Consider the following 18208-nt stretch of genomic DNA (forward strand, 5'->3'; position numbering starts at 1 on the left):
GGCCCGGCGGTGACATCACCGCCGGGCCGCCGTCGTTCACGCGCTCAGACCGACGCCTTCCGCCCCCGCCGATGCGCGATCTCCCCCAGCACCACGTCCACCACGAGGAACGCCGCCAGCGGGATGCCCAGCAGCGGCACGAAGTAGCCGAGGGCCGCGATCACCGCCATCAGCGGGACGAGGACGTACGGCGGGACCTGCGCCCACGCGCCGCGCGGGATCGGCCGGCCGAAGGCGTTGCCGCGCCCGCGCTGCCACCACATGCGGTAGCCCCAGACGATGAGCAGGATCAGCGCGAGCGCGAGCAGCATCAGCGCGATCTGGTTGACCAGGCCGAACAGGACGCCGGTGTGCAGGTCGATGCCCCACCGCGTCAGCTTGGCGAGCGCCGGGTAGTCCTCGAAGCGAAGCACGTCGACGACCTCGCCGCTGGACGGGTCGACCGCGACGGCGTCCTGCTTCGTGGGCCAGCTGCGCTGCACCTGCTTGACGACGTACGCCGACGCGGCGTCAGCCGGCGGCACGATCTCCACGGGGTCGCCCAAACCCTCGGCGCGGGCGGCGGCCAGGACCTTGTCGAGGCCGACGCCGTGCTCGCCGTTCCCGCCGGCGCCGGCGGCCGCGTCATGGCCGGCGTGGTCGCCGCCGCTCGCCGCCGCCGCCGAGATGGACGGGGTGGAGCCGCCGAGCGAGGTGCGCAGTTCGTCGATGCTCGCGCCCGCGTACTGCGACCAGGTCAGACCGGTGGCGGACAGGAAGAAGAAGCCGGCCGCGGCCCACGCGCCGACCGTGCCGTGCAGGCCCAGGGTGCGGCGACGGCCGCCCGTGCCGCGGAGCTTGCGCAGGGCGCGGCGGCGGGAGAACCACAGCACCAGACCGCCGCCGGCGATCACCCACAGCCAGCTCGCGGCGAACTCGCTGTACAGGCGGCCGTTCTCGCCGAGGTGCAGATCGCGGTGGAACTCGTCGATCCAGGTCCGCAGCGGCAGCGCGCCGGTCGAGCCGTACTGCTCCAGACCGCCGCGCACCTCGGCGGTGTACGGGTCGACGAACACGGCGAAGGTGTGGGTGGCGGCGACGCCCTCGACGCCGGAGAGCATGACGCGGGTGGTGGCGTCGTCCTGCGGGGAGGGCCGCACCGCGGCGACCGTGCCCTCGGGGTAGGCCTTGCGGGCCGCGGCCACCTGCTCGGATATCGGCAGCTTGCTCTCACCGGCCGGGACGGTCATCTCGTGCGCGTAGACGAGCTTCTCGGCCTGGAACGCGCCCGCGTACAGGAAGCCGGTGACGGCGGCGACGAACAGGAACGGGGCGACGAACACGCCCGCATAGAAGTGCAGTCGGAGCACCAGGGGGCGCAACGGAGCCCAGGGGCTACGGGACTTCGGCGCGGGCGCCGGGGATTGCGGGGTCTCGTCCGATGGGGGTCCCCCCGCTGAAGCGGAGCCGGAAGTGGAGGTCGGGGGTGCGGTGGACATCGGCGGGTTCTCCGGTTCGGGTGCGAGGGACGTGCGCTGGCACGGTCGGCGGTGCGGTCGGGGGGACGTCGTCGGCCGTGGCACACCAGTCGTCGTACGGGGACGCCGTCCAGTTCCCTGAGATCGAAGTGACTCGCGTCACACCGAACCCGGAGAAGCGCCGGACCGTCGTGGCATGCTGGGGCGATGGCATCTCCCAGTCCCCGCACGCCCCTTGCCGAGCGGATCGAGGAACTCCTCGCTCCCGGCGGCCCGTTGCCCATCGTCGCGGCCGGCGATCCGGTGCTGCGCGCCGGCGCCGAGCGCTACGACGGTCAGCTCGGCCCCGCGCTCCTGGCCCGCTTCGTCGAGGCGCTGCGCGTCACCATGCACGCGGCGCCCGGTGTGGGTCTGGCCGCGCCGCAGGTGGGCGTGGGGCTGCGGATCGCGGTGATCGAGGATCCGGCGCCGGTGCCGGCGGAGGTGCGGACGGCCCGGGGCCGGGTGCCGCAGCCGTTCCGGGTCCTGGTCAATCCGTCGTACCAGCCCGTGGGCGCCGCCCGTGCCGCGTTCTTCGAGGGCTGTCTGAGCGTGCCGGGCTGGCAGGCGGTGGTGGCCCGGCCGGCCGAGGTGCGGCTGACCGGCGCGGACGAGACCGGCCGGCCGCTGGACGAGGTGTTCCGCGGGTGGCCCGCCCGTATCGTCCAGCACGAGACGGACCACCTCGACGGCACGCTCTATCTGGACCGGGCCGAGCTGCGCTCGCTCTCCGCCAACGCGGCCGTGATGGAGCGTTGGGCGCAGCCCACGCCGGAGAAGGCGGCGCGGGCGCTGGGCTTCGAGCTGCCCTGAGCCGTCCTCTGGGCTACGGCCCGAGCCGTGTCCTGCGCCCTTTGCGTCACGCGTCCCGGAACGCCTCCAGCAGGCGCAGCCACACCTCGCTGATCGTCGGGTAGGACGGGACGGCGTGCCACAGCCGTGACAGCGGGACCTGTCCGGCGACCGCGACGGTGGCCGAGTGGATCAGCTCGCCGACGCCGGGGCCGACGAAGGTCACCCCGCGCAGGATCTCCTGCTCCAGGTCGACGACCATGCGGGCGCGGCCCTTGTAGCCCTCGGCGTACAGGCCCGCGCCGGCCACCGAGGAGAACTCGACGTCGACGGCGCGGACGCGGTGGCCGGCCTGTTCCGCCTCCGCGAGGGAGAGGCCGACCGCGCCGGCCTCGGGGTCGGTGAAGACGACCTGCGGTACGGCGTGGTGGTCGGCGGTGGCGGTGTGCGGCCCCCACGGGTCGGACGCCAGGTTCGCCGTACCGGAGGCGCGGGCGGCGATGGCGGCGCCCGCGATCCGGGCCTGGTACTTGCCCTGGTGGGTGAGGAGGGCGCGGTGGTTGACGTCTCCGACGGCGTAGAGCCAGTCGCTGCCGGTGACGCGGAGGCTGTCGTCGACCGAGAGCCAGGAGCCGGGTTCGAGGCCGACCGTGTCGAGGCCGATGTCGTCGGTGCGGGGGGCGCGGCCGGTGGCGAAGAGGATCTCGTCGGCCTCGATGCGGTCGCCCTGGTCGGTGACGGCGAGGACGGTGCCGTTCTTCCGGGTGACCGACTCCACCGAGGAGCCGGTGCGCAGGTCGACGCCGGCCTCGGTGAGCGCCTCGGCGACGAGTTCGCCCGCGAAGGGCTCCATGCGGGGCAGCAGGCCCTTGCCGCGGACCAGGAGGGTGACGTCGGAGCCGAGGGCGCGCCAGGCGGTGGCCATCTCGACGGCGACGACCCCGCCGCCGACGACGATCAGGTGTCCGGGGGCGGCCTTGGCGCTGGTGGCCTCACGGCTCGTCCAGGGCTTGACGTCGGCGAGGCCGGGCAGGTCGGGCAGGAGGGCGCGGGAGCCGGTACAGAGGGCGACGGCGTGCTTGGCGGTCAGCGTCCGTTCGGTGCCGTCGGGCGCGGTGACCGTGACCGTGCGCGGCCCGGAGAGGCGGCCGTGTCCCCGGTACAGGTCGGCGCCGATGGCGTCGAGCCAGGCGATCTGGCCGTCGTCGTTCCAGTCGGAGGTCTCGTAGTCCCGGCGGGCGAGGACCGCGGCGGTGTCGAGGGGGCCGTGGACCAGGTGGGCGAGGCCGGGCACGCGGCGGGCGTCGGCGCGGGCGATGACCGGCCGCAGCAGGGCCTTGCTGGGCATGCAGGCCCAGTAGGAGCACTCGCCGCCCACGAGTTCGCTCTCGACGACCGCGGTGGTGAGGCCGGCCGCGCGGGTGCGATCGGCGACGTTCTCCCCCACGGGTCCGGCCCCGAGCACAACCACGTCGTACAGGTTGGTTTCCGTTTCCGTCATGGGGCCAGTCTGGTGGGTGGTGTGCAAGGTGGCCACACGGGTAGGGGCGCGGAATATCCGACCGGCCGCCCGCGTTGTGCGGGCGGCTTCACCCCATGTCAGGAGCCCCTGGCAGGAATCACCGGGAAGAGGTAGTCACGCCATGAGCAGCACCGTGGAGCTCACCAAGGAGAACTTCGACCAGACGGTCCTCGACAACGACTTCGTCCTGATCGACTTCTGGGCGACCTGGTGCGGGCCGTGCCGTCAGTTCGCGCCGGTCTACGAGCAGGCCGCCGAGGACAACCCGGACCTGGTGTTCGGCAAGGTGGACACCGAGGCGCAGCCGGAGCTGGCCGCGGCCTTCGGCATCCAGTCGATCCCGACGCTGATGATCGTGCGGGACCGGGTCGCCGTGTTCGCGCAGCCGGGCGCCCTGCCCGAGTCGGCCCTCACGGACGTCATCGGGCAGGCCCGCGAGCTCGACATGGACCAGGTCCGCAAGTCGATCGAGGAGCAGCAGGACTCGGCCGGCGGTCAGTGACCGCCGGCCCGCCGTGCCCCGGCGGGGTCGCCCGCGCAGGGGTCGTCCTCAGAAGGGGTACGGCGCGACGTCGCCGCGTACCGTCGTCCAGCGCACGTCGGTGAAGGCCTCCAGGTTGGCCTCGCCGCCGAAGCGGGCGCCGGTGCCGGAGGCGGCGATCCCGCCGAAGGGGGCGACGGCCTCGTCGTTCACGGTCTGGTCGTTGATGTGCACGATGCCGGTCGGGATGCGCTCGGCGAGGTCGAGTCCGCGGGCGGCGTCCCGGGTGACGATGCCCAGGGAGAGGCCGTAGGAGCTCGCCGCGGCGAGGGCGGCGGCTTCGTCGGGGGTGCTGAAGGCGCGCACCGGGGCGACGGGGCCGAAGACTTCCTCCGCGTAGGCGGGGGTGTGGTCGTCGACGCCGGCGAGGACGGTCGGCCGGTAGAAGCGGTTCTCGTGCGTGCCGCCCGCGGCGAGCTTGGCTCCGGCGGCGGTGCTGGCCTCCACCAGGCCGTGGACCTTGGTGAGCTGGCCGTCGTCGATGAGCGGGCCGAGGTGGACGTGGGCGCGGTGCGGGTCGCCGACGGCCAGGGAGTCGGCCTTGGCGGCGAGGCGTTCGACGTACTCCTCGTAGAGCGAGGCGTGCACCAGGTGGCGGCCGGTGGTCATGCAGATCTGGCCCTGGTGGAAGAAGGAGCCCCAGGCGGCCGTGGAGATGACGGCGTCGAGGTCGGCGTCCTCCAGCACGACCAGGGCGGAGTTGCCGCCGAGTTCGAGGTGGGCGCGCTTGAGGTGGCGTCCGGCGGCCTCGCCTACCGCGCGGCCGGCCGCGGTGGAGCCGGTGAAGGAGATCACCGGGACGCGCGGATCGGCGACCAGGGCCGCGCCGGTCTCGGCGCCGCCCGGCAGGACGTGCAGCAGGCCCTCGGGGAGGCCGGCCTCGGCGAGGACCGCGGCCAGGGAGAGGCCGCCGCAGACCGCGGTGCGCGGGTCGGGCTTGAGCACGACGGCGTTGCCGAGCGCGAGGGCCGGGGCGACCGAGCGGATCGACAGGATCAGCGGCGCGTTGAACGGGGAGATCACTCCGACGACGCCGACGGGGACCCGCCGGGTGTACGACAGCCGGGGCGCCTCGCTGGGCAGCACCTGGCCGGCCGGGCGGGAGGCGAGGGCGGCGGCCTCGTAGCACTCCTGGGCGGCGACGTGCAGCTCGAAGTCGGCCTTGCCGGGGATGGAGCCGGACTCGCGCACGATCCACTCACGCAGTTCCTCGGCGTGGGCGGTGAACAGGTCACCCGCCTTGCGGAGCACCCCCGCGCGGACGAAGTGCGGCAGACGGGCCCATTCGGCCTGGGCGGCGCGGGCCGCCTCGGCGGCCGGGGCGACGTCCGCGGCGCCGGCCAGGACGACCGTGCCGAGCGGGTCGCCGGTGGCGGGCTCGGTGACGGTGTGCCGGGGCCCGGACAGGGCGCGGGGCTGCCAGGACGTGGGGTCGAGCAACGGCATGAGGGCTCTCCGATCGGTGACCCGCGGGACTCACTCGGGGAGCGGAAGTCCCGTGTAGTTCGCCGCCAGTTCGGCGGCCGCGTGGCGCGATGAGGTGATCCGGCGCAGCCGTGCGAGCCGCGTCCGGTGGTCGAACGCATCCCCATCTGGTTGAGCGTGCAACATCCTAGTCATGTCGCACGGGAAGCGGGTGGCTCGCCATACGCGGCTCGCCATACGCGTTCCGGGCACAGGCCGGAGCAGAGCCGGGAGCCGTACGGCGACCTCATCAGGTGGAGTCGCGCCGCACCACCGTGGCCTCGAACAGTTCGTGCGACTCGGGCGCCGCGCCGGGGTTGCGGACGGCCCGGTCGACCAGCCCGGCGAGGTCGCGCCCGGAGGGCAGCGCGATCCGGACGGTGCTGAGCCGGGGTCGCAGCAGCCGGCCGAGCATCAGGTCGTCGGCGCCGATGAGGGCAGCGTCCTCGGGGACGCGCACGCCCTCGTCCTGGAGGGCGCGCATCAGCAGCATGGCGTACTCGTCGTTGTAGGCGAAGACCCCGTCGAGCCCGAGGCTCCTCCAGCGCGCGGCGAGGGCCGCCGCGGAATCCTCGGTATGGGCGAGGGGCAGTTCGGTGACGGTGGCGTCGGTGCCGTGGAGGGCCTCGCGGGCGCCGCGCAGACGGGGCTTGGAGAACATCTCCAGGCCGCGCTCCTGGGGGACGACCACGCCGATGCGGCGGCGGCCGCGGGCGTAGAGGTGCCGGGCGGCGCTGCGGCCGACGCCGGCGTGGTCCAGGAGCAGCGCGTGGGCCCCCTCGACGGCCTCGGAGCCCAGGGTGACGACGGCCCGCGCGCCGGAGCGCTTGAGCACGGCCACGCCCTCGGGGCCGAGCCCGGGGCCCGGCACCAGCACGGCGACGGGCCGCAACTCGGCCCAGGCGCGGGCGGCGTCGTCGCCGCGCAGACCGCTGGCGCCGTACTGGACGACGATGTAGTCGAGGCGGCTCAGCGCGCCCTGGAAGTCGTGCACGAACTGGCTGTAGAGCGGGCCGGCCGGGACGGGCGGGGCGGGCATCAGGACCATGCGGCTGTGCCCGGCGCGCAGACTGCGGGCAGCCGCGTGCGGCACGTACCCGAGGTCCTTGGCGGCCTGGTGGACACGGCGGCGGGTGGGCTCGCTGATCCGTACGGCGCTGGTGTTGTTCAGCACGTAGGAGACGGTCGCGCGGGAGACGCCGGCCAGGCGGGCCACGTCGGCGCTCGTGGGCACGGAGCGCGGCGTCGACGACGATGCCGGCGCGGGTGTGTTCGGTATCTGCACCATGACGTACCGCATCTTGGCAGAAGCGGTCACGGTGTCGTCCGGCGGGGGCGGTGGGGTGCGGATGACCTGGAAGGCTTCCCCGTAACGATCTTGACGAACCGTCAGGTGCCGCGGCTCAGGTGCGGGTGATCCGGTCGACCAGGTCGCTCCAGCCCGCTTCCAGGCGTTCCGGCGGCTGCTCGCACTGGCGGATCAGATGGTGGACGAGGACCGGGTTGAGGTAGCCCATCAGCGTGTGGGCGAGCAGCTCGGCGTCGCCGTCCGGGACGGCCTGCCTGAGCAGCAGCACGAGGTGGCCGTGGTGCAGGCGGCGCACCACGACCATGTGCCGGCGCTCCGGACCGGGCTCGGCCGCCAGTTGCAGGTCCAGCTCGTCGACCGCGCGCCGCAGCATGGCCGAGCCGAACGCCCGCAGCCGCTCCGCCGGCGGCGCGCCGGGGCCCAGCGGCGGGGGTCCGCTCAGGAAGGCGGCCTGGAACTTCTTCTCGGAGTGGTCCAGCAGTGCCGTCAGCAGCCCCGTGCGGTCGCCGAAGCGGCGGAAGACGGTGCCCTTGCCGACGTTCGCCGCGGTGGCCACCGCCTCCATGGTGACCGCCGCCGCGCCGTGCTCGGCGATCAGCCGCGCGGCGGCGTCCAGCAGCCGGGCCCGGTTGCGGGCCGCGTCGGCGCGCAGGCAGGGCTCGTCCTCGGCCGGTCCGAGCTGGAGCAACTCGGGCTCGCCGACGGTCTCCTCGGGCTTGGGGAAAGGGGGCAGGGCGGCGGACATGAACTCAGCGTAAAGCACTGGGAATGAAACTGGACCCCGGTCCGGTTAGCCTGGTACAACGGTAAACGGACCCCGGTCCGGATCGTTACGGCAATGTTTCAGCCCCTTGGGAGTACCCATGTCTGTTCGCATCCTCGCGCTCGTCGGCAGCCTCCGCGCCGGTTCGACCAACCGCCAGCTCGCCGAGGCGGCCGTCAAGTTCGCTCCCGAGGGCGCCGAGGTCGACGTCTACGAAGGCCTGGCCGAGATCCCGTTCTACAACGAGGACATCGACGTCGAGGGCAGCGTCCCCGCCGCGGCGGCCAAGCTGCGCGAGGCCGCCCAGGCCGCCGACGCCTTCCTGCTCTTCTCCCCCGAGTACAACGGCACCATCCCGGCCGTCCTGAAGAACGCGATCGACTGGCTGTCCCGCCCCTACGGCGCCGGCGCCTTCGGCGGCAAGCCCGCCGCCGTGGTCGGCACCGCCTTCGGCCAGTTCGGCGGCGTCTGGGCGCAGGACGAGGCCCGCAAGGCCGTGGGCATCGCCGGCGCGAAGGTGATCGAGGACCTCAAGCTCTCCATCCCGGGCTCCCTGACCCGCTTCGCCGAGACCCACCCGGCGGACGACGCCGAGGTCGCCGGGCAGCTGACCGAGGTGGTCGCCCGTCTGCACGCGCACGCGGGCGAGGTCACGGCCGCCTGAACACGGTGGCCGAGTAGCCGAGCGAGGGGTCCGGAGGAGTGTCCGGGCCCCTTTTCGCGGCTTTCCGCGGCTTTCCGCGGCTTTCCCGCGGCTTTTCGCGGCTCTGGAGCCCGGGGCGGCTTCCCTAGAGCCCGGGACGGTTCGGGGCCTCCCCCTCGGCGACTCCCTCGGGCTCCTCCTGCCGCTTCGCGGCCCGCAGGCTGGTGAAGGTCGTGATCGCGAGGACGAGCACGATGAAGCCGAGCGAGAAGGGGATGCTGATCTCCGGGACGTGCACGCCGGACTCGTGCAGCGCGTGCAGCAGCAGCTTCACGCCGATGAAGCCCAGGATGATCGACAGCCCGTAGCTGAGGTGGACCAGCTTCTTCAGCAGGCCGCCGATGAGGAAGTACAGCTGGCGCAGACCCATCAGCGCGAACGCGTTGGCCGTGAACACGATGTACGGGTCCTCGGTGAGCCCGTAGATCGCGGGGATGGAGTCCAGGGCGAACAGGACGTCCGTCGAGCCGATCGCGAGCATCACGACCAGCATCGGCGTCATGACGCGCTTGCCGTTCTCCTCGATCCACAGCTTGGTGCCGTGGTACCGGTCGGCCACGCCGAAACGCTTCTCCACCGCCTTGAGGAGCTTGTTCTCCTCGTACTCCTCGTCGTGCCCCTCCTTGCGGGCGTCCTCGACCAGCTTCCACGCCGTCCAGATCAGGAAGGCGCCGAAGAGGTAGAACACCCACGAGAACGTGGAGATGATCGCCGCGCCGGCCGCGATGAAGACGGCGCGCAGCACCAGCGCCATCACCACGCCCACCATGAGGACCCGTTGCTGGTACTGCGAGGGCACCGCGAACTTGCCCATGATCAGGACGAAGACGAAGAGGTTGTCCACGCTCAGCGACTTCTCGGTGATGTACCCGGCGAAGAACTCGCCGGTGGGCTGCCCGCCGCCGAAGGCGTACAACCCGACCCCGAAGAGGCAGGCCAGCACTATCCAGACGATCGTCCAGGTCCCGGCCTCCTTCACCGACACGTCGTGGGGTTTCCTGCCGATGAGGAAGTCGACGGCGACGAGCGCGCACAGAGCCGCTACCGTCAGCAGCCAGACGTTCAGGGACACGTTCACGGGTGGGACTCCTGAGGCCGGTGTGGGGGTGGAAATCGTTGTCGATCGGAGGTGTCCCTTCCACCGCGCACAGGTGAACAAAAGGCAATGAAGATGCAAGGGGTGTGGGGTCCGGCGGCACCGTCACCCGCCGGATGGCGGGCAGCTTCCGCCGAACGGCGGCGCACGGTGCGCCGGTGCCGGGCGAATGATGGCCGCATTCGCGTGAGGACGTGAGGAGAAGCCATGACGTCGTCCACCCCGCCGCCGCCGTTCGACCCCGAACTCGCCGCCGCCCTGGAGCTGATCAAGGAAGTGATCCAGCCCGGCATGAACCCGGAGGACATCGAGCTCGTCCGCCAGGGTCCGGGCATCGCGCTCCTGGCCGACCTGGACCTGACCCGGGGCGGCGCCTTCGAGGTAGAGGACCGGTCGGCGCCGGGCCCCGAGGGCGCTCCGGAGATCTCGCTGCTGGTCTGCCGTCCCACCTCGCCGGCGCCCGACCGTCCGCGTCCGGTCGTCTATCACGTGCACGGCGGCGGCATGGTCATCGGCAACAACCGGGTCGGGGTGGACGCGGCGCTGGACTGGGCGCGGGAACTGGACCTGATCGTGGTGTCCGTGGAGTACCGGCTCGCGCCGGAGAATCCGCACCCCGCCCCGGTGGAGGACGTCTACGCCGGGCTGCTGTGGACGGTGGAGCACGCGAAGGAGCTGGGCGGGGACCCGGACCGGATCGTGATCGCCGGGGCCAGCGCGGGCGGCGGGCTGTGCGCGGCGCTCGCCCTGCTCCTGCGCGACCGGCGGGGGCCTCGTCCGCTGGGCCAGCTGCTGCTGTGCCCGATGCTGGACGATCGCAACGACACTGTCTCCTCCCACCAGATGGCGGGCCTCGGCGTCTGGGACCGCACGGCCAACGCGACCGGGTGGGGCGCGCTGCTCGGCGCGGAGCGCGGCGGGCCCGACGTCTCCCCTTATGCCGCGCCCGCCCGTGCCGAGGACCTGTCCGGGCTGCCGCCGGCCTTCCTCGACGTGGGCTCCGCGGAGACCTTCCGGGACGAGGTCGTCGCCTACGCCTCCCGTATCTGGCAGGCGGGCGGGTCGGCCGAGCTGCACGTATGGCCTGGCGGCTTCCACGGCTTCGACGGCTTCGCCCCCCAGGCCGCACTGTCCCGCTCGGCACGGGCGGCCCACGTGGACTGGCTGCGGCGGCTGCTGGCGGAGTGACGGTGGTCGGGGCGGGCGTTTCTCGCCCGAGTGCCGGTCGGGCGGGATTCCGGGTGAGCGGTGTGCGGTGGCGGTTCCCCTCGCCGGGGTCGTCGTGCCCCTCCCCGCCGGTGGGGCCGTGGCGCATGATGGGCGTATGAAAGAGCTGGCCGGGCGGCTGACCGCGTTGGATCCCGATGCCGGGGCCGCCGTGCGGGTCATCGCCTATTTCGACCGGCTGGCCGAGACGCGGGCCGGGGTGGAGGCGCTCGTGCGCGGGGCCGCCGTGCTCGCCGGGGTGCCCGCGCGGCTGGTCGACGCCGAACGGCGGGTACGGGTCCGGGTGGACGCCGACGGCGTGCGCCGGGACTCGGTGCTGCCGTCCGATCCCGAGTGGCCCTCGGCAGGGCTGACGCCGGGCGGTACGCCGGCGTTGTGGCTGGAGCGGGCCGGCGTGCACTCCGGCGTCGTGGACGCGGTGATCCTGGAGCGGGCCGCCGGCGCGATCCGGCTCGTCCTCGACCGGACGCGCGGCCGGGCCCCGCTGGACGACCCGGCCCTGGTCGAGACGCTCCTCGACGCGAGCGCCCCCGATCAGGCGCGGCTGCACGCGGCCCGCGCGCTCGGGCTCGACCCCGCCGCCCCGGCCCGCGCGCTGGCCACACCGGACGGACGGCCCCGCGTGCTGCCCGCCGCACCTGAGCCCTCGGCGACGACGGCCGCGGTGGCCGCGGGGCGCGCGGGCGTCGGCCCGGCCGTCCCCGTGCTCGATCTGCCCCGCTCCTGGACCGCCGCCCGCACCGCGCTCCGCTTCACCGCGGAGGGCACCCCGCAGGACCCCGGCCCACGGGTGGTGCACGCCGACGAACTCGGCGGACTCGCCCTGCTGGCCGACCTCGTCGCACCCGGCGCCGAGCCCCCGCCCGACGTGCGGGCGGTGGAGGCGGCGGCCGCGGACGCCCCCTGGATGCTGGCGACCCTGCACGCCGTCACCGCCACGACGAGTCTGCGGTCGGCCGCCGCCGAGGTCACCGTGCACCACTCGACGCTCCAGGACCGCCTGGCCCACGCCGAACACCTGCTGGGCTGGCCGATCCGCACCCCGCAGGGCCGCCTGCGGCTGCACCTCGCCCTGACGATGCGCCGGCTGACGCGCCCGTGACGGAGGCGGACGGCACCGGGGCCAGGCCTCGCCTCGGGCGCTGAACCGGGGCGCCGGCGCCACCCCCCGCGTCCGGACGCCCGCCCGGGATCGACCTCTCAGGCCCGCGCCGGCTCGGCCTCCGCCTCCGTCGACCCGTCGCTCTCCTCCGCACCGGCCCCGCCCGCCGAGCGACCCCCCGGGATCGTCGCCGCGATGGCCGCCGAGACCAGGGCGAGGCCGCCGCCGACGAGGAGGGCGGTGCGGAAGCCCGCCTCGGAGGCGAAGGTGTGGCCGCCCAGGGTGGTCGTCATCTGCGCGAGGATGACGCCGATGACGGCCGCTCCGACCGAGGTGCCGAGCGAGCGCATCAGCGTGTTGAAGCCGTTGGCCGCCGCCGTCTCCGAGAGCGGCACCGAGCTCATGATCAGCGCGGGCATCGAGCCGTAGGCGAGGCCGACGCCGCTGTTGATGACGATGCCGACCACCATGAGCCCCCACGCCGAGCCCATCAGCGCCAGCGACAGCCCGTAGCCGGCCGCGATGACGAGCGCGCCGCAGATCAGCGTGAACTTAGGTCCCCGGGCGTTGGTGAGCTTCCCGCCGAGCGGGGAGACGAACATCATCATGATGCCGCCGGGCGCCATCCACAGCCCGGCCGCCAGCATCGACTGGCCGAGGCCGTACCCGGTGGCCTCCGGGAACTGGAGCAGCTGCGGCATCACGAGCATGCTCGCGTACATCGCGAAGCCGACGAAGATCGAGGCGACGTTGGTCAGCAGCACGCGGGGCCGGGCGGTGGTGCGCAGATCGGTCAGCGGGTCGGCGGTACGGGTCTCCCACACGCCCCACGCCGCGAACACGACGACGGCCGCCGCGAACAGTCCGAGCGTGAGACCGGAGCCCCAGCCCCAGTCGGCCCCCTTGGAGACCGCGAGCAGCAGACAGACCAGCCCGGCGCCCAGGCCGAGCGCGCCGGGCAGGTCGAAGCGCTGCCCCTTGGCGGCGGCGGGGACGTCCGGGATCAGGAACCAGATGAGGACGGCGACGAGGACGGCCATGCCGGCCGAGCCCCAGAACAGCGCCCGCCAGTTCGCGTACTGGGCGATCGCCGCGGCGATGGGCAGGCCGAGTCCGCCTCCGATGCCCATGGAGGCGCTGACCAGCGCGATGGAGGAGCTGAGCTTCTCCGCCGGGACGACGTCACGCAGCAGCGCGATGCCGAGCGGCACCATGCCCATGCCCATCCCCTGGAGCCCGCGCCCGACGATCATCGTGCCGACGGAGGACGCGAGGGCGCACACCACGGAGCCCACGACCAGGGGCACCGCACACGCGAGGAGCATGCGCCGCTTGCCGACCAGGTCGCCGAGCCGTCCCACTACCGGCACGCACACCGCGCCGGCCAGCAGGGTGATCGTGATCACCCAGGCCGCGTTGGAGGACGAGGTGTGCAGGATCTGGGGCAGCTCGGCGATCAGGGGCGTGACCAGCGTCTGCATGATCGCGGCCGTGATGCCGGCGAGCGCGAGCGTGGTGACCACGCCGCCTGCGCGGTCCTCGGGCTGGGCGTGGGCGTCCATGGGCGGGCTCCTCGGCTCTCTTCTCGTGTCGCGCGTCTCGCGCGTCTCGTGTTGCTCCGGACTCTCTCCGGACTGTCTCCGGCGCGAGCGATGTGCATCGTACATGTCTTGTGTATCAAGCATGTGATGTGGTGCATGCACGCCCGTGTGCAAGGATGGAGCGGCCGTGGGCCGGGCCGGGACGCGTCCCGGAGGCGGCAGCGCGAACAGGAGGCTCCGGCGCATGGAGAGGCCGACGGACGAGGTCGAGTACGAGCAGATGCTGCTCAGCCGCCACACGTTCCTGAGCCGGCGCGGGGGTCGCCGGCAGGACGGCGTGCTGGAGCGCAGCGCTTACATCCTGCTCAGCCGGATCCGGGTACAGGGGCCGATGTCGATCGGGGAGCTGAGCGACGCCTTCGGCCTGGACGCCTCCACCCTGAACCGGCAGACGGCGGCGGCGATGCGCGCGGGGCTGATCGAGCGGATCCCCGATCCGGCGGGCGGGATGGCCCGCAAGTTCCGCCTCACCGACGAGGGCGCCCGGCTGCTGGAGGAGGAGCGCGAGGGCATCGTCGCGGTCCTGGAGCGGGTGATGGCGGACTGGCCGGACGACGACATCGCCGCGTTCGCGACCTACCTCAAGCGTTTCAACAACGGCATCGAGCGCATCGGCGGCCGGCCGTGGCCCCGTCCGTCCGACGACCTCGACGGGATCTGACGCGCCTCGACGCCCCCCCACTTACTTAGTTTAGGCTAACCTAATAAAGGCCGCTGGGGAGCTGGTCCGACAGGCGTGTCGGAAGGGAGGGGATCACCCGTGGGCTTGCCGACGATCGCCCCCTACCCCATGCCGGACGGCTCGGCACTCCCCCGGTCCCCCATGGCCTGGAGCATCGCCCCGGAGCGTGGCGCGCTGCTGATCCACGGCATGCAGAACCGGTCGGTCGGCGCGTTCCCGGCGGGACGGTCGCCCGTGGTCGAACTCGTCGAGAACATCACCGCCCTCCGTGAACTCGCCCGAGCGCTCGGCATGCCCGTCGTCTTCAGCGCGGAGACCGTCGGGTGGACGCCGGGCGACGGCGGCCTCGCGCCGGAGGCCGAGGACCGGGGGCCCGGTGACGCGCCGGACGCCGCCGAGATCATCGAACCCCTCGCTCCCCGCCCCGGCGAACACGTGCTGGGCAACGTGCGCCACAACGCCTTCCTGCGCAGCCGTCTCGGCCGGCTGCTGCGGTCGGAGGGCCGCGACCAGCTGATCGTCTGCGGTGTGTACGCCCACCTCGGCATCCTGCTCACCGCGGCGGACGCCTCCATGAACGGCTTGCAGCCCTTCGTCGTCGCCGACGCCGTGGCCGACGTCTCCGCCGAGGAGCATGGGACGGCGCTGCGGTGGAGCGCGCGCGGCAGCGTGGTCCGCACGACGGACGCCCTACTGCGCGGCCTGCTCCTGCACCACGGACGACGCGAGGCGTGACCGTCGCCCGACCCCCGTACATGACCGTCGGCTGCGGCCTGTCCCGAGGGGCGGCCCGCCCGTGAATGGAGTGCCTTCGTGAGTGTGACCACCGCCCGGGAATCCGCCGTACGAGAGACGCCCACCGATCCGTCGGCCGCCGCGCCCTCCTGGCCGCAGGAGCTCCAAGGCGGCGTCGTGGTGGTGAAGTTGGGCGGCAACGCCATGGTGGACGCCGCGTTGCAGCGCACGTTCGCCCAGGACGTCGTCCACCTGTGGCGCGGCGGGCTGCGGCCGGTCGTCGTGCACGGCGGCGGGCCCCAGATCAGCGCCATGCTGGACCGTCTCGGCCTGGAGGTCCGCTTCGAGGCGGGGCTGCGCGTGACCACTCCGGAGACCATGGACGTGGTGCGCATGGTGCTGACGGGACGGGTGCAGCGGGAGCTGGTCGGCAGCATCAATGCGCACGGCCCGTTCGCGGTGGGCCTGACGGGCGAGGACGCGCACACGCTGACCGCGCGGCGGCGGCCGGCCTGGGTGGACGGCAGGGCGGTGGACATCGGCCTCGTCGGCGACATCGTCGACGTCAACACGGACACCGTGCGCGCCCTGCTGGACCGGGGCCGCATCCCCGTCCTGTCCCCCGTGGCGCGCGGCGCGGCCGGCGAGGTCTTCAACGTCAACGCCGACCTCGCGGCGTCGGCGCTGGCCGCGGCCCTCGACGCGGAACGCCTGGTGGTGCTCACCGATGTGGCGGGGCTGTACGCGGACTGGCCGCGCAGCACCGAGGTGGTCGAGCGGCTGACCGCGAGCGAGCTGGACGCGATGCTGCCGGGCCTGGCGAGCGGGATGCTCCCGAAGATGGAGGGGTGCCTGCGCGCGGTACGGGCCGGGGTGCGCAGGGCTCAAGTGCTCGACGGGCGCGTGCCGCACGCCCTGCTGCACGGGCTCGCCGACGGGCTCGCCGGCGGGGGCGGCCGCGGCACCACAGTGCTTCCGGACGACGGTTCGGACGGTACGCAGGCGCGGATGGGCGGACGGCGCTGACGGCGCTGACGGCGCTGACGGCGCTGACGGCGCTGACGGCACGGTGTCGCGTAGGGGCCGCCTGCGCGTCAGGCGTCGGCCCCGCGTCCGTTCACAGGGCCCGGGCCAGGATCCGGGCCCCCCGGCGGGGGTCCAGGGCCCTGGTCCAGGCGGTCGGCGCGGTGCGCGGGGACGCCGGGACGAATCCGTGGCGGAGGAAGAGCCCGCCGGTGCCGACGGTGGCGGTGAACAGGGCCGTCAGCGACTGGGCGCGGCCCCGGGCGAGTCCGGCGCGCAGGAGTCGGGCGCCCACCCCGTCGCCCTGCCGGTGGCCCGCCACGCAGAAGTTGTACAGGACGCCGACCGAACCCTGGCCGCCCGCCGGTGAGGCGGGGTGGACGTGCAGGGCGACGCATCCTTCGAGGGCGCCGTCGGGGGCCTCCGCGACGAGGAACTCGGCGGCGCGGCGGACGTAGAGCGAGGCGGGGCGCTCGCGCAGTGCTCCCGAGCGGACGAACGGCCGGGACAGTGCGATCAGCGCGGCGCCGTCGTCCCGGCGCGCGGGGCGCACGCCGAGGACGGCCGCCGCGGGCGGGAGCGGGGCGGTGTGGCTCACGTTGGGACGTCAGGCGTCAGGCGTCAGTCGTCAGGCGTGGTGGACGCCGTGAGCGACCGGGGGCGCAGGTCGGTCCAGTGGGTCTCGACGTACTCCAGGCACGCGTCCCGGGTGTTCTCGCCGAACGCGACCGTCCACCCTCCGGGCACGGCGGCGAAGGACGGCCACAGGGAGTGCTGGCCCTCGTCGTTCACCAGGACCAGGAAACGGCCTTCGGCGTCGTCGAAGGGGTTGGTGCTCATGGTCTGCGCCTCCTCATGGCCACGGACTTAGGTTAGGCTCGCCTAATCAAGATGAGCGTAACCTTTCAACTCCCCTCTCACAAGGAGACGTTGATGCGCCTGCGCACCTTCGCCGAGTACGGACTGACCGGCGAGCCCGGCACCGACGCGTTCTGGTCGGCGGCCGGGACACCCGTCTCGGCGCCCGCCGACGACGGTGGCTGGACGACCCTCTTCCTGTGGCGCGGGTCTCCGGCCGTCATCGGCTTCGAGAGCTGGTCGGAGCCGGTGCCGCTGCGCCGGTGGGGCGACACGGACTGCTGGTACGCCGAGGTGCGCATGCCCGCGCGGCTGCGGGTGACGTACCGGTTCCTCGTGGGCGACACCGCGTACGCCGACCCGTTCAACCCGGTCGGCGCGGGCGGTGACCGGTCGATCGCCGCGACCCCGGACGCCCCGGCCCAGCCGCACTGGCCCGACGTGGGCGCCGGCGCCGACGCCGTACTGCCCCTGCCGCGCACCCGGATCCGCTGGAACAGCGAACGGCTCGGCGGGCGGCGTACCGTGCGGGTCCATCCGGTGGGCGGCGGCGGGCCGGTGGTCCTGCTGCTCGACGGCGACGACTGGCTGTACCTGCACCCGGCCATGACGGCGTTCGACTCGGCCGTCGCCGCCGGCGACATGCCCGCCGTCACCCTCGTCTTCCTCCCGACCCGGGACCGGGCGGCCGAGTTCGGGTGCCGGCCCGAGCTGTGGGAGGCGGTCCGGGACGAACTGCTGCCGCTGGTGGCGGAGTCCGGCGTGCCCTCCGACCGGGACCGGCTGGTGGTCGCCGGGCAGAGCCTCGGCGGGCTGAGCGCCGTTTACGCGGCGCTGGAGTTTCCCGAACTGGTGTCCCGGGTGGCCTGTCAGTCGGGGTCGTTCTGGTGGACGCCCGAGGCGATGGGGTGGGCGGATCCGCTGGGCGGGCCGGTGGGGGGCGCCGTCGCTGCGCGGCTGCGGGAGGGGGTCGATCTGTCGGGACTGCGGGTGGCGTTCGATGTGGGGGAGCATGAGGCGCGGATGCTGCCGCACTGTGAGGTGACGGAGGGGTTGGTGGAGCGGGCGGGGGCGGTCGTGCGGGTGTCTCGGTCGGCGTGTGGGCATGATCGGGCGGGGTGGCGGGGGGCGTTGTTGAGGGACGTCGCGTGGGCCCTCGGTGCTCCGCCGGGTGCGCCGTGAATGTGGCTGCGGGTCGGTGGGGGCTGGTCGCGCAGTTCCCCGCGCCCTCAAAAGATGCGGGGTTGCCCGCCAGCCCCTGAAGACTGCGCGGGTTCCTCACGTCCCGCAAAGA

Annotated in this window: 18 protein-coding genes and 1 pseudogene; 9 read left to right on the top strand and 10 right to left on the bottom strand. The window is 73.6% G+C overall.

Annotated elements, in window-relative coordinates:
• Nucleotides 1–44: 44 nt before the first annotated feature.
• Nucleotides 45–1478 (bottom strand): PepSY-associated TM helix domain-containing protein, encoded by a 1434-nt coding sequence (locus ACFYX4_RS16935; protein WP_389332781.1) that lies wholly within the window; start codon nt 1476–1478, stop codon nt 45–47.
• A 186-nt stretch (nt 1479–1664) separates the two neighbouring features.
• On the opposite strand from ACFYX4_RS16935, the gene ACFYX4_RS16940 reads away from it, so the two are divergent.
• Nucleotides 1665–2309, top strand: a complete 645-nt coding sequence (locus ACFYX4_RS16940) for a peptide deformylase (RefSeq protein WP_389332784.1) — start codon at nt 1665–1667, stop codon at nt 2307–2309.
• A gap of 46 nt (nt 2310–2355) precedes the next feature.
• Here the strand turns inward: ACFYX4_RS16940 and ACFYX4_RS16945 are convergent, their stop codons facing one another.
• Complete coding sequence (locus ACFYX4_RS16945; RefSeq protein WP_389332787.1) at nt 2356–3789, bottom strand: dihydrolipoyl dehydrogenase family protein; 1434 nt, start codon at nt 3787–3789, stop codon at nt 2356–2358.
• A gap of 142 nt (nt 3790–3931) precedes the next feature.
• Between ACFYX4_RS16945 and trxA the strand changes: the two genes are divergently transcribed.
• Nucleotides 3932–4312, top strand: a complete 381-nt coding sequence (trxA, locus tag ACFYX4_RS16950) for a thioredoxin (RefSeq protein WP_389332790.1) — start codon at nt 3932–3934, stop codon at nt 4310–4312.
• 48 nt (nt 4313–4360) lie between these two features.
• Here trxA and ACFYX4_RS16955 read toward each other — a convergent pair whose 3' ends face one another.
• The 4 genes and pseudogenes from ACFYX4_RS16955 to ACFYX4_RS16970 all read right to left on the bottom strand — a co-directional run bounded on the left by ACFYX4_RS16955 (nt 4361) and on the right by ACFYX4_RS16970 (nt 7869).
• Nucleotides 4361–5797: an aldehyde dehydrogenase family protein gene (locus ACFYX4_RS16955; RefSeq protein ID WP_389332793.1), complete on the bottom strand. Its 1437-nt coding sequence runs from the start codon at nt 5795–5797 to the stop codon at nt 4361–4363.
• Nucleotides 5798–5827: 30 nt separating this feature from the next.
• Nucleotides 5828–6004, bottom strand: a pseudogene (locus ACFYX4_RS16960) (4-hydroxybenzoate 3-monooxygenase); the annotation flags it as partial.
• A gap of 61 nt (nt 6005–6065) precedes the next feature.
• The gene (locus tag ACFYX4_RS16965) at nt 6066–7115 is read right to left on the bottom strand and encodes a LacI family DNA-binding transcriptional regulator (RefSeq protein ID WP_389333040.1); all 1050 of its coding nucleotides are present in this window, start codon (nt 7113–7115) and stop codon (nt 6066–6068) included.
• Between the two features lie 103 nt (nt 7116–7218).
• Nucleotides 7219–7869, bottom strand: coding sequence for a TetR/AcrR family transcriptional regulator (locus tag ACFYX4_RS16970; protein ID WP_389332796.1), 651 nt, complete (start codon nt 7867–7869; stop codon nt 7219–7221).
• 118 nt (nt 7870–7987) lie between these two features.
• Between ACFYX4_RS16970 and ACFYX4_RS16975 the strand changes: the two genes are divergently transcribed.
• Nucleotides 7988–8551, top strand: a complete 564-nt coding sequence (locus ACFYX4_RS16975) for an NAD(P)H-dependent oxidoreductase (RefSeq protein ID WP_389332799.1) — start codon at nt 7988–7990, stop codon at nt 8549–8551.
• Nucleotides 8552–8675: 124 nt separating this feature from the next.
• Here the strand turns inward: ACFYX4_RS16975 and ACFYX4_RS16980 are convergent, their stop codons facing one another.
• Nucleotides 8676–9668: a TerC family protein gene (locus tag ACFYX4_RS16980; RefSeq protein ID WP_389332802.1), complete on the bottom strand. Its 993-nt coding sequence runs from the start codon at nt 9666–9668 to the stop codon at nt 8676–8678.
• A gap of 225 nt (nt 9669–9893) precedes the next feature.
• On the opposite strand from ACFYX4_RS16980, the gene ACFYX4_RS16985 reads away from it, so the two are divergent.
• Nucleotides 9894–10874 carry an alpha/beta hydrolase gene (locus tag ACFYX4_RS16985; RefSeq protein ID WP_389332805.1) on the top strand — a complete coding sequence of 327 codons (981 nt, stop codon included), beginning with the start codon at nt 9894–9896 and terminating at the stop codon, nt 10872–10874.
• Nucleotides 10875–11010: 136 nt separating this feature from the next.
• Nucleotides 11011–12015 (top strand): helix-turn-helix domain-containing protein, encoded by a 1005-nt coding sequence (locus ACFYX4_RS16990; RefSeq protein ID WP_389332808.1) that lies wholly within the window; start codon nt 11011–11013, stop codon nt 12013–12015.
• A gap of 98 nt (nt 12016–12113) precedes the next feature.
• On the opposite strand, the gene ACFYX4_RS16995 is transcribed toward ACFYX4_RS16990, so the two are convergent.
• Nucleotides 12114–13577: an MFS transporter gene (locus ACFYX4_RS16995; RefSeq protein ID WP_389332811.1), complete on the bottom strand. Its 1464-nt coding sequence runs from the start codon at nt 13575–13577 to the stop codon at nt 12114–12116.
• 223 nt (nt 13578–13800) lie between these two features.
• Between ACFYX4_RS16995 and ACFYX4_RS17000 the strand changes: the two genes are divergently transcribed.
• The 3 genes from ACFYX4_RS17000 to argB all read left to right on the top strand — a co-directional run bounded on the left by ACFYX4_RS17000 (nt 13801) and on the right by argB (nt 16059).
• Nucleotides 13801–14277 carry a MarR family winged helix-turn-helix transcriptional regulator gene (locus tag ACFYX4_RS17000; protein ID WP_389332814.1) on the top strand — a complete coding sequence of 159 codons (477 nt, stop codon included), beginning with the start codon at nt 13801–13803 and terminating at the stop codon, nt 14275–14277.
• Between the two features lie 99 nt (nt 14278–14376).
• Nucleotides 14377–15033, top strand: a complete 657-nt coding sequence (locus ACFYX4_RS17005; protein ID WP_389332817.1) for an isochorismatase family protein — start codon at nt 14377–14379, stop codon at nt 15031–15033.
• Between the two features lie 204 nt (nt 15034–15237).
• Nucleotides 15238–16059, top strand: coding sequence for an acetylglutamate kinase (gene argB / locus ACFYX4_RS17010; protein WP_389333043.1), 822 nt, complete (start codon nt 15238–15240; stop codon nt 16057–16059).
• A gap of 91 nt (nt 16060–16150) precedes the next feature.
• Here the strand turns inward: argB and ACFYX4_RS17015 are convergent, their stop codons facing one another.
• Both ACFYX4_RS17015 and ACFYX4_RS17020 read right to left on the bottom strand, forming a co-directional pair.
• Complete coding sequence (locus ACFYX4_RS17015) at nt 16151–16654, bottom strand: GNAT family N-acetyltransferase (protein WP_389332820.1); 504 nt, start codon at nt 16652–16654, stop codon at nt 16151–16153.
• Nucleotides 16655–16677: 23 nt separating this feature from the next.
• The gene (locus ACFYX4_RS17020) at nt 16678–16896 is read right to left on the bottom strand and encodes an MbtH family protein (RefSeq protein WP_389332823.1); all 219 of its coding nucleotides are present in this window, start codon (nt 16894–16896) and stop codon (nt 16678–16680) included.
• A gap of 93 nt (nt 16897–16989) precedes the next feature.
• On the opposite strand from ACFYX4_RS17020, the gene ACFYX4_RS17025 reads away from it, so the two are divergent.
• Nucleotides 16990–18096, top strand: coding sequence for an alpha/beta hydrolase-fold protein (locus tag ACFYX4_RS17025; RefSeq protein WP_389332826.1), 1107 nt, complete (start codon nt 16990–16992; stop codon nt 18094–18096).
• The last annotated feature ends 112 nt before the right edge of the window (nt 18097–18208 follow it).

The organism is Streptomyces sp. NPDC002328 (assembly GCF_042890065.1).
Taxonomy (GTDB): Bacteria; Actinomycetota; Actinomycetes; order Streptomycetales; family Streptomycetaceae; genus Streptomyces.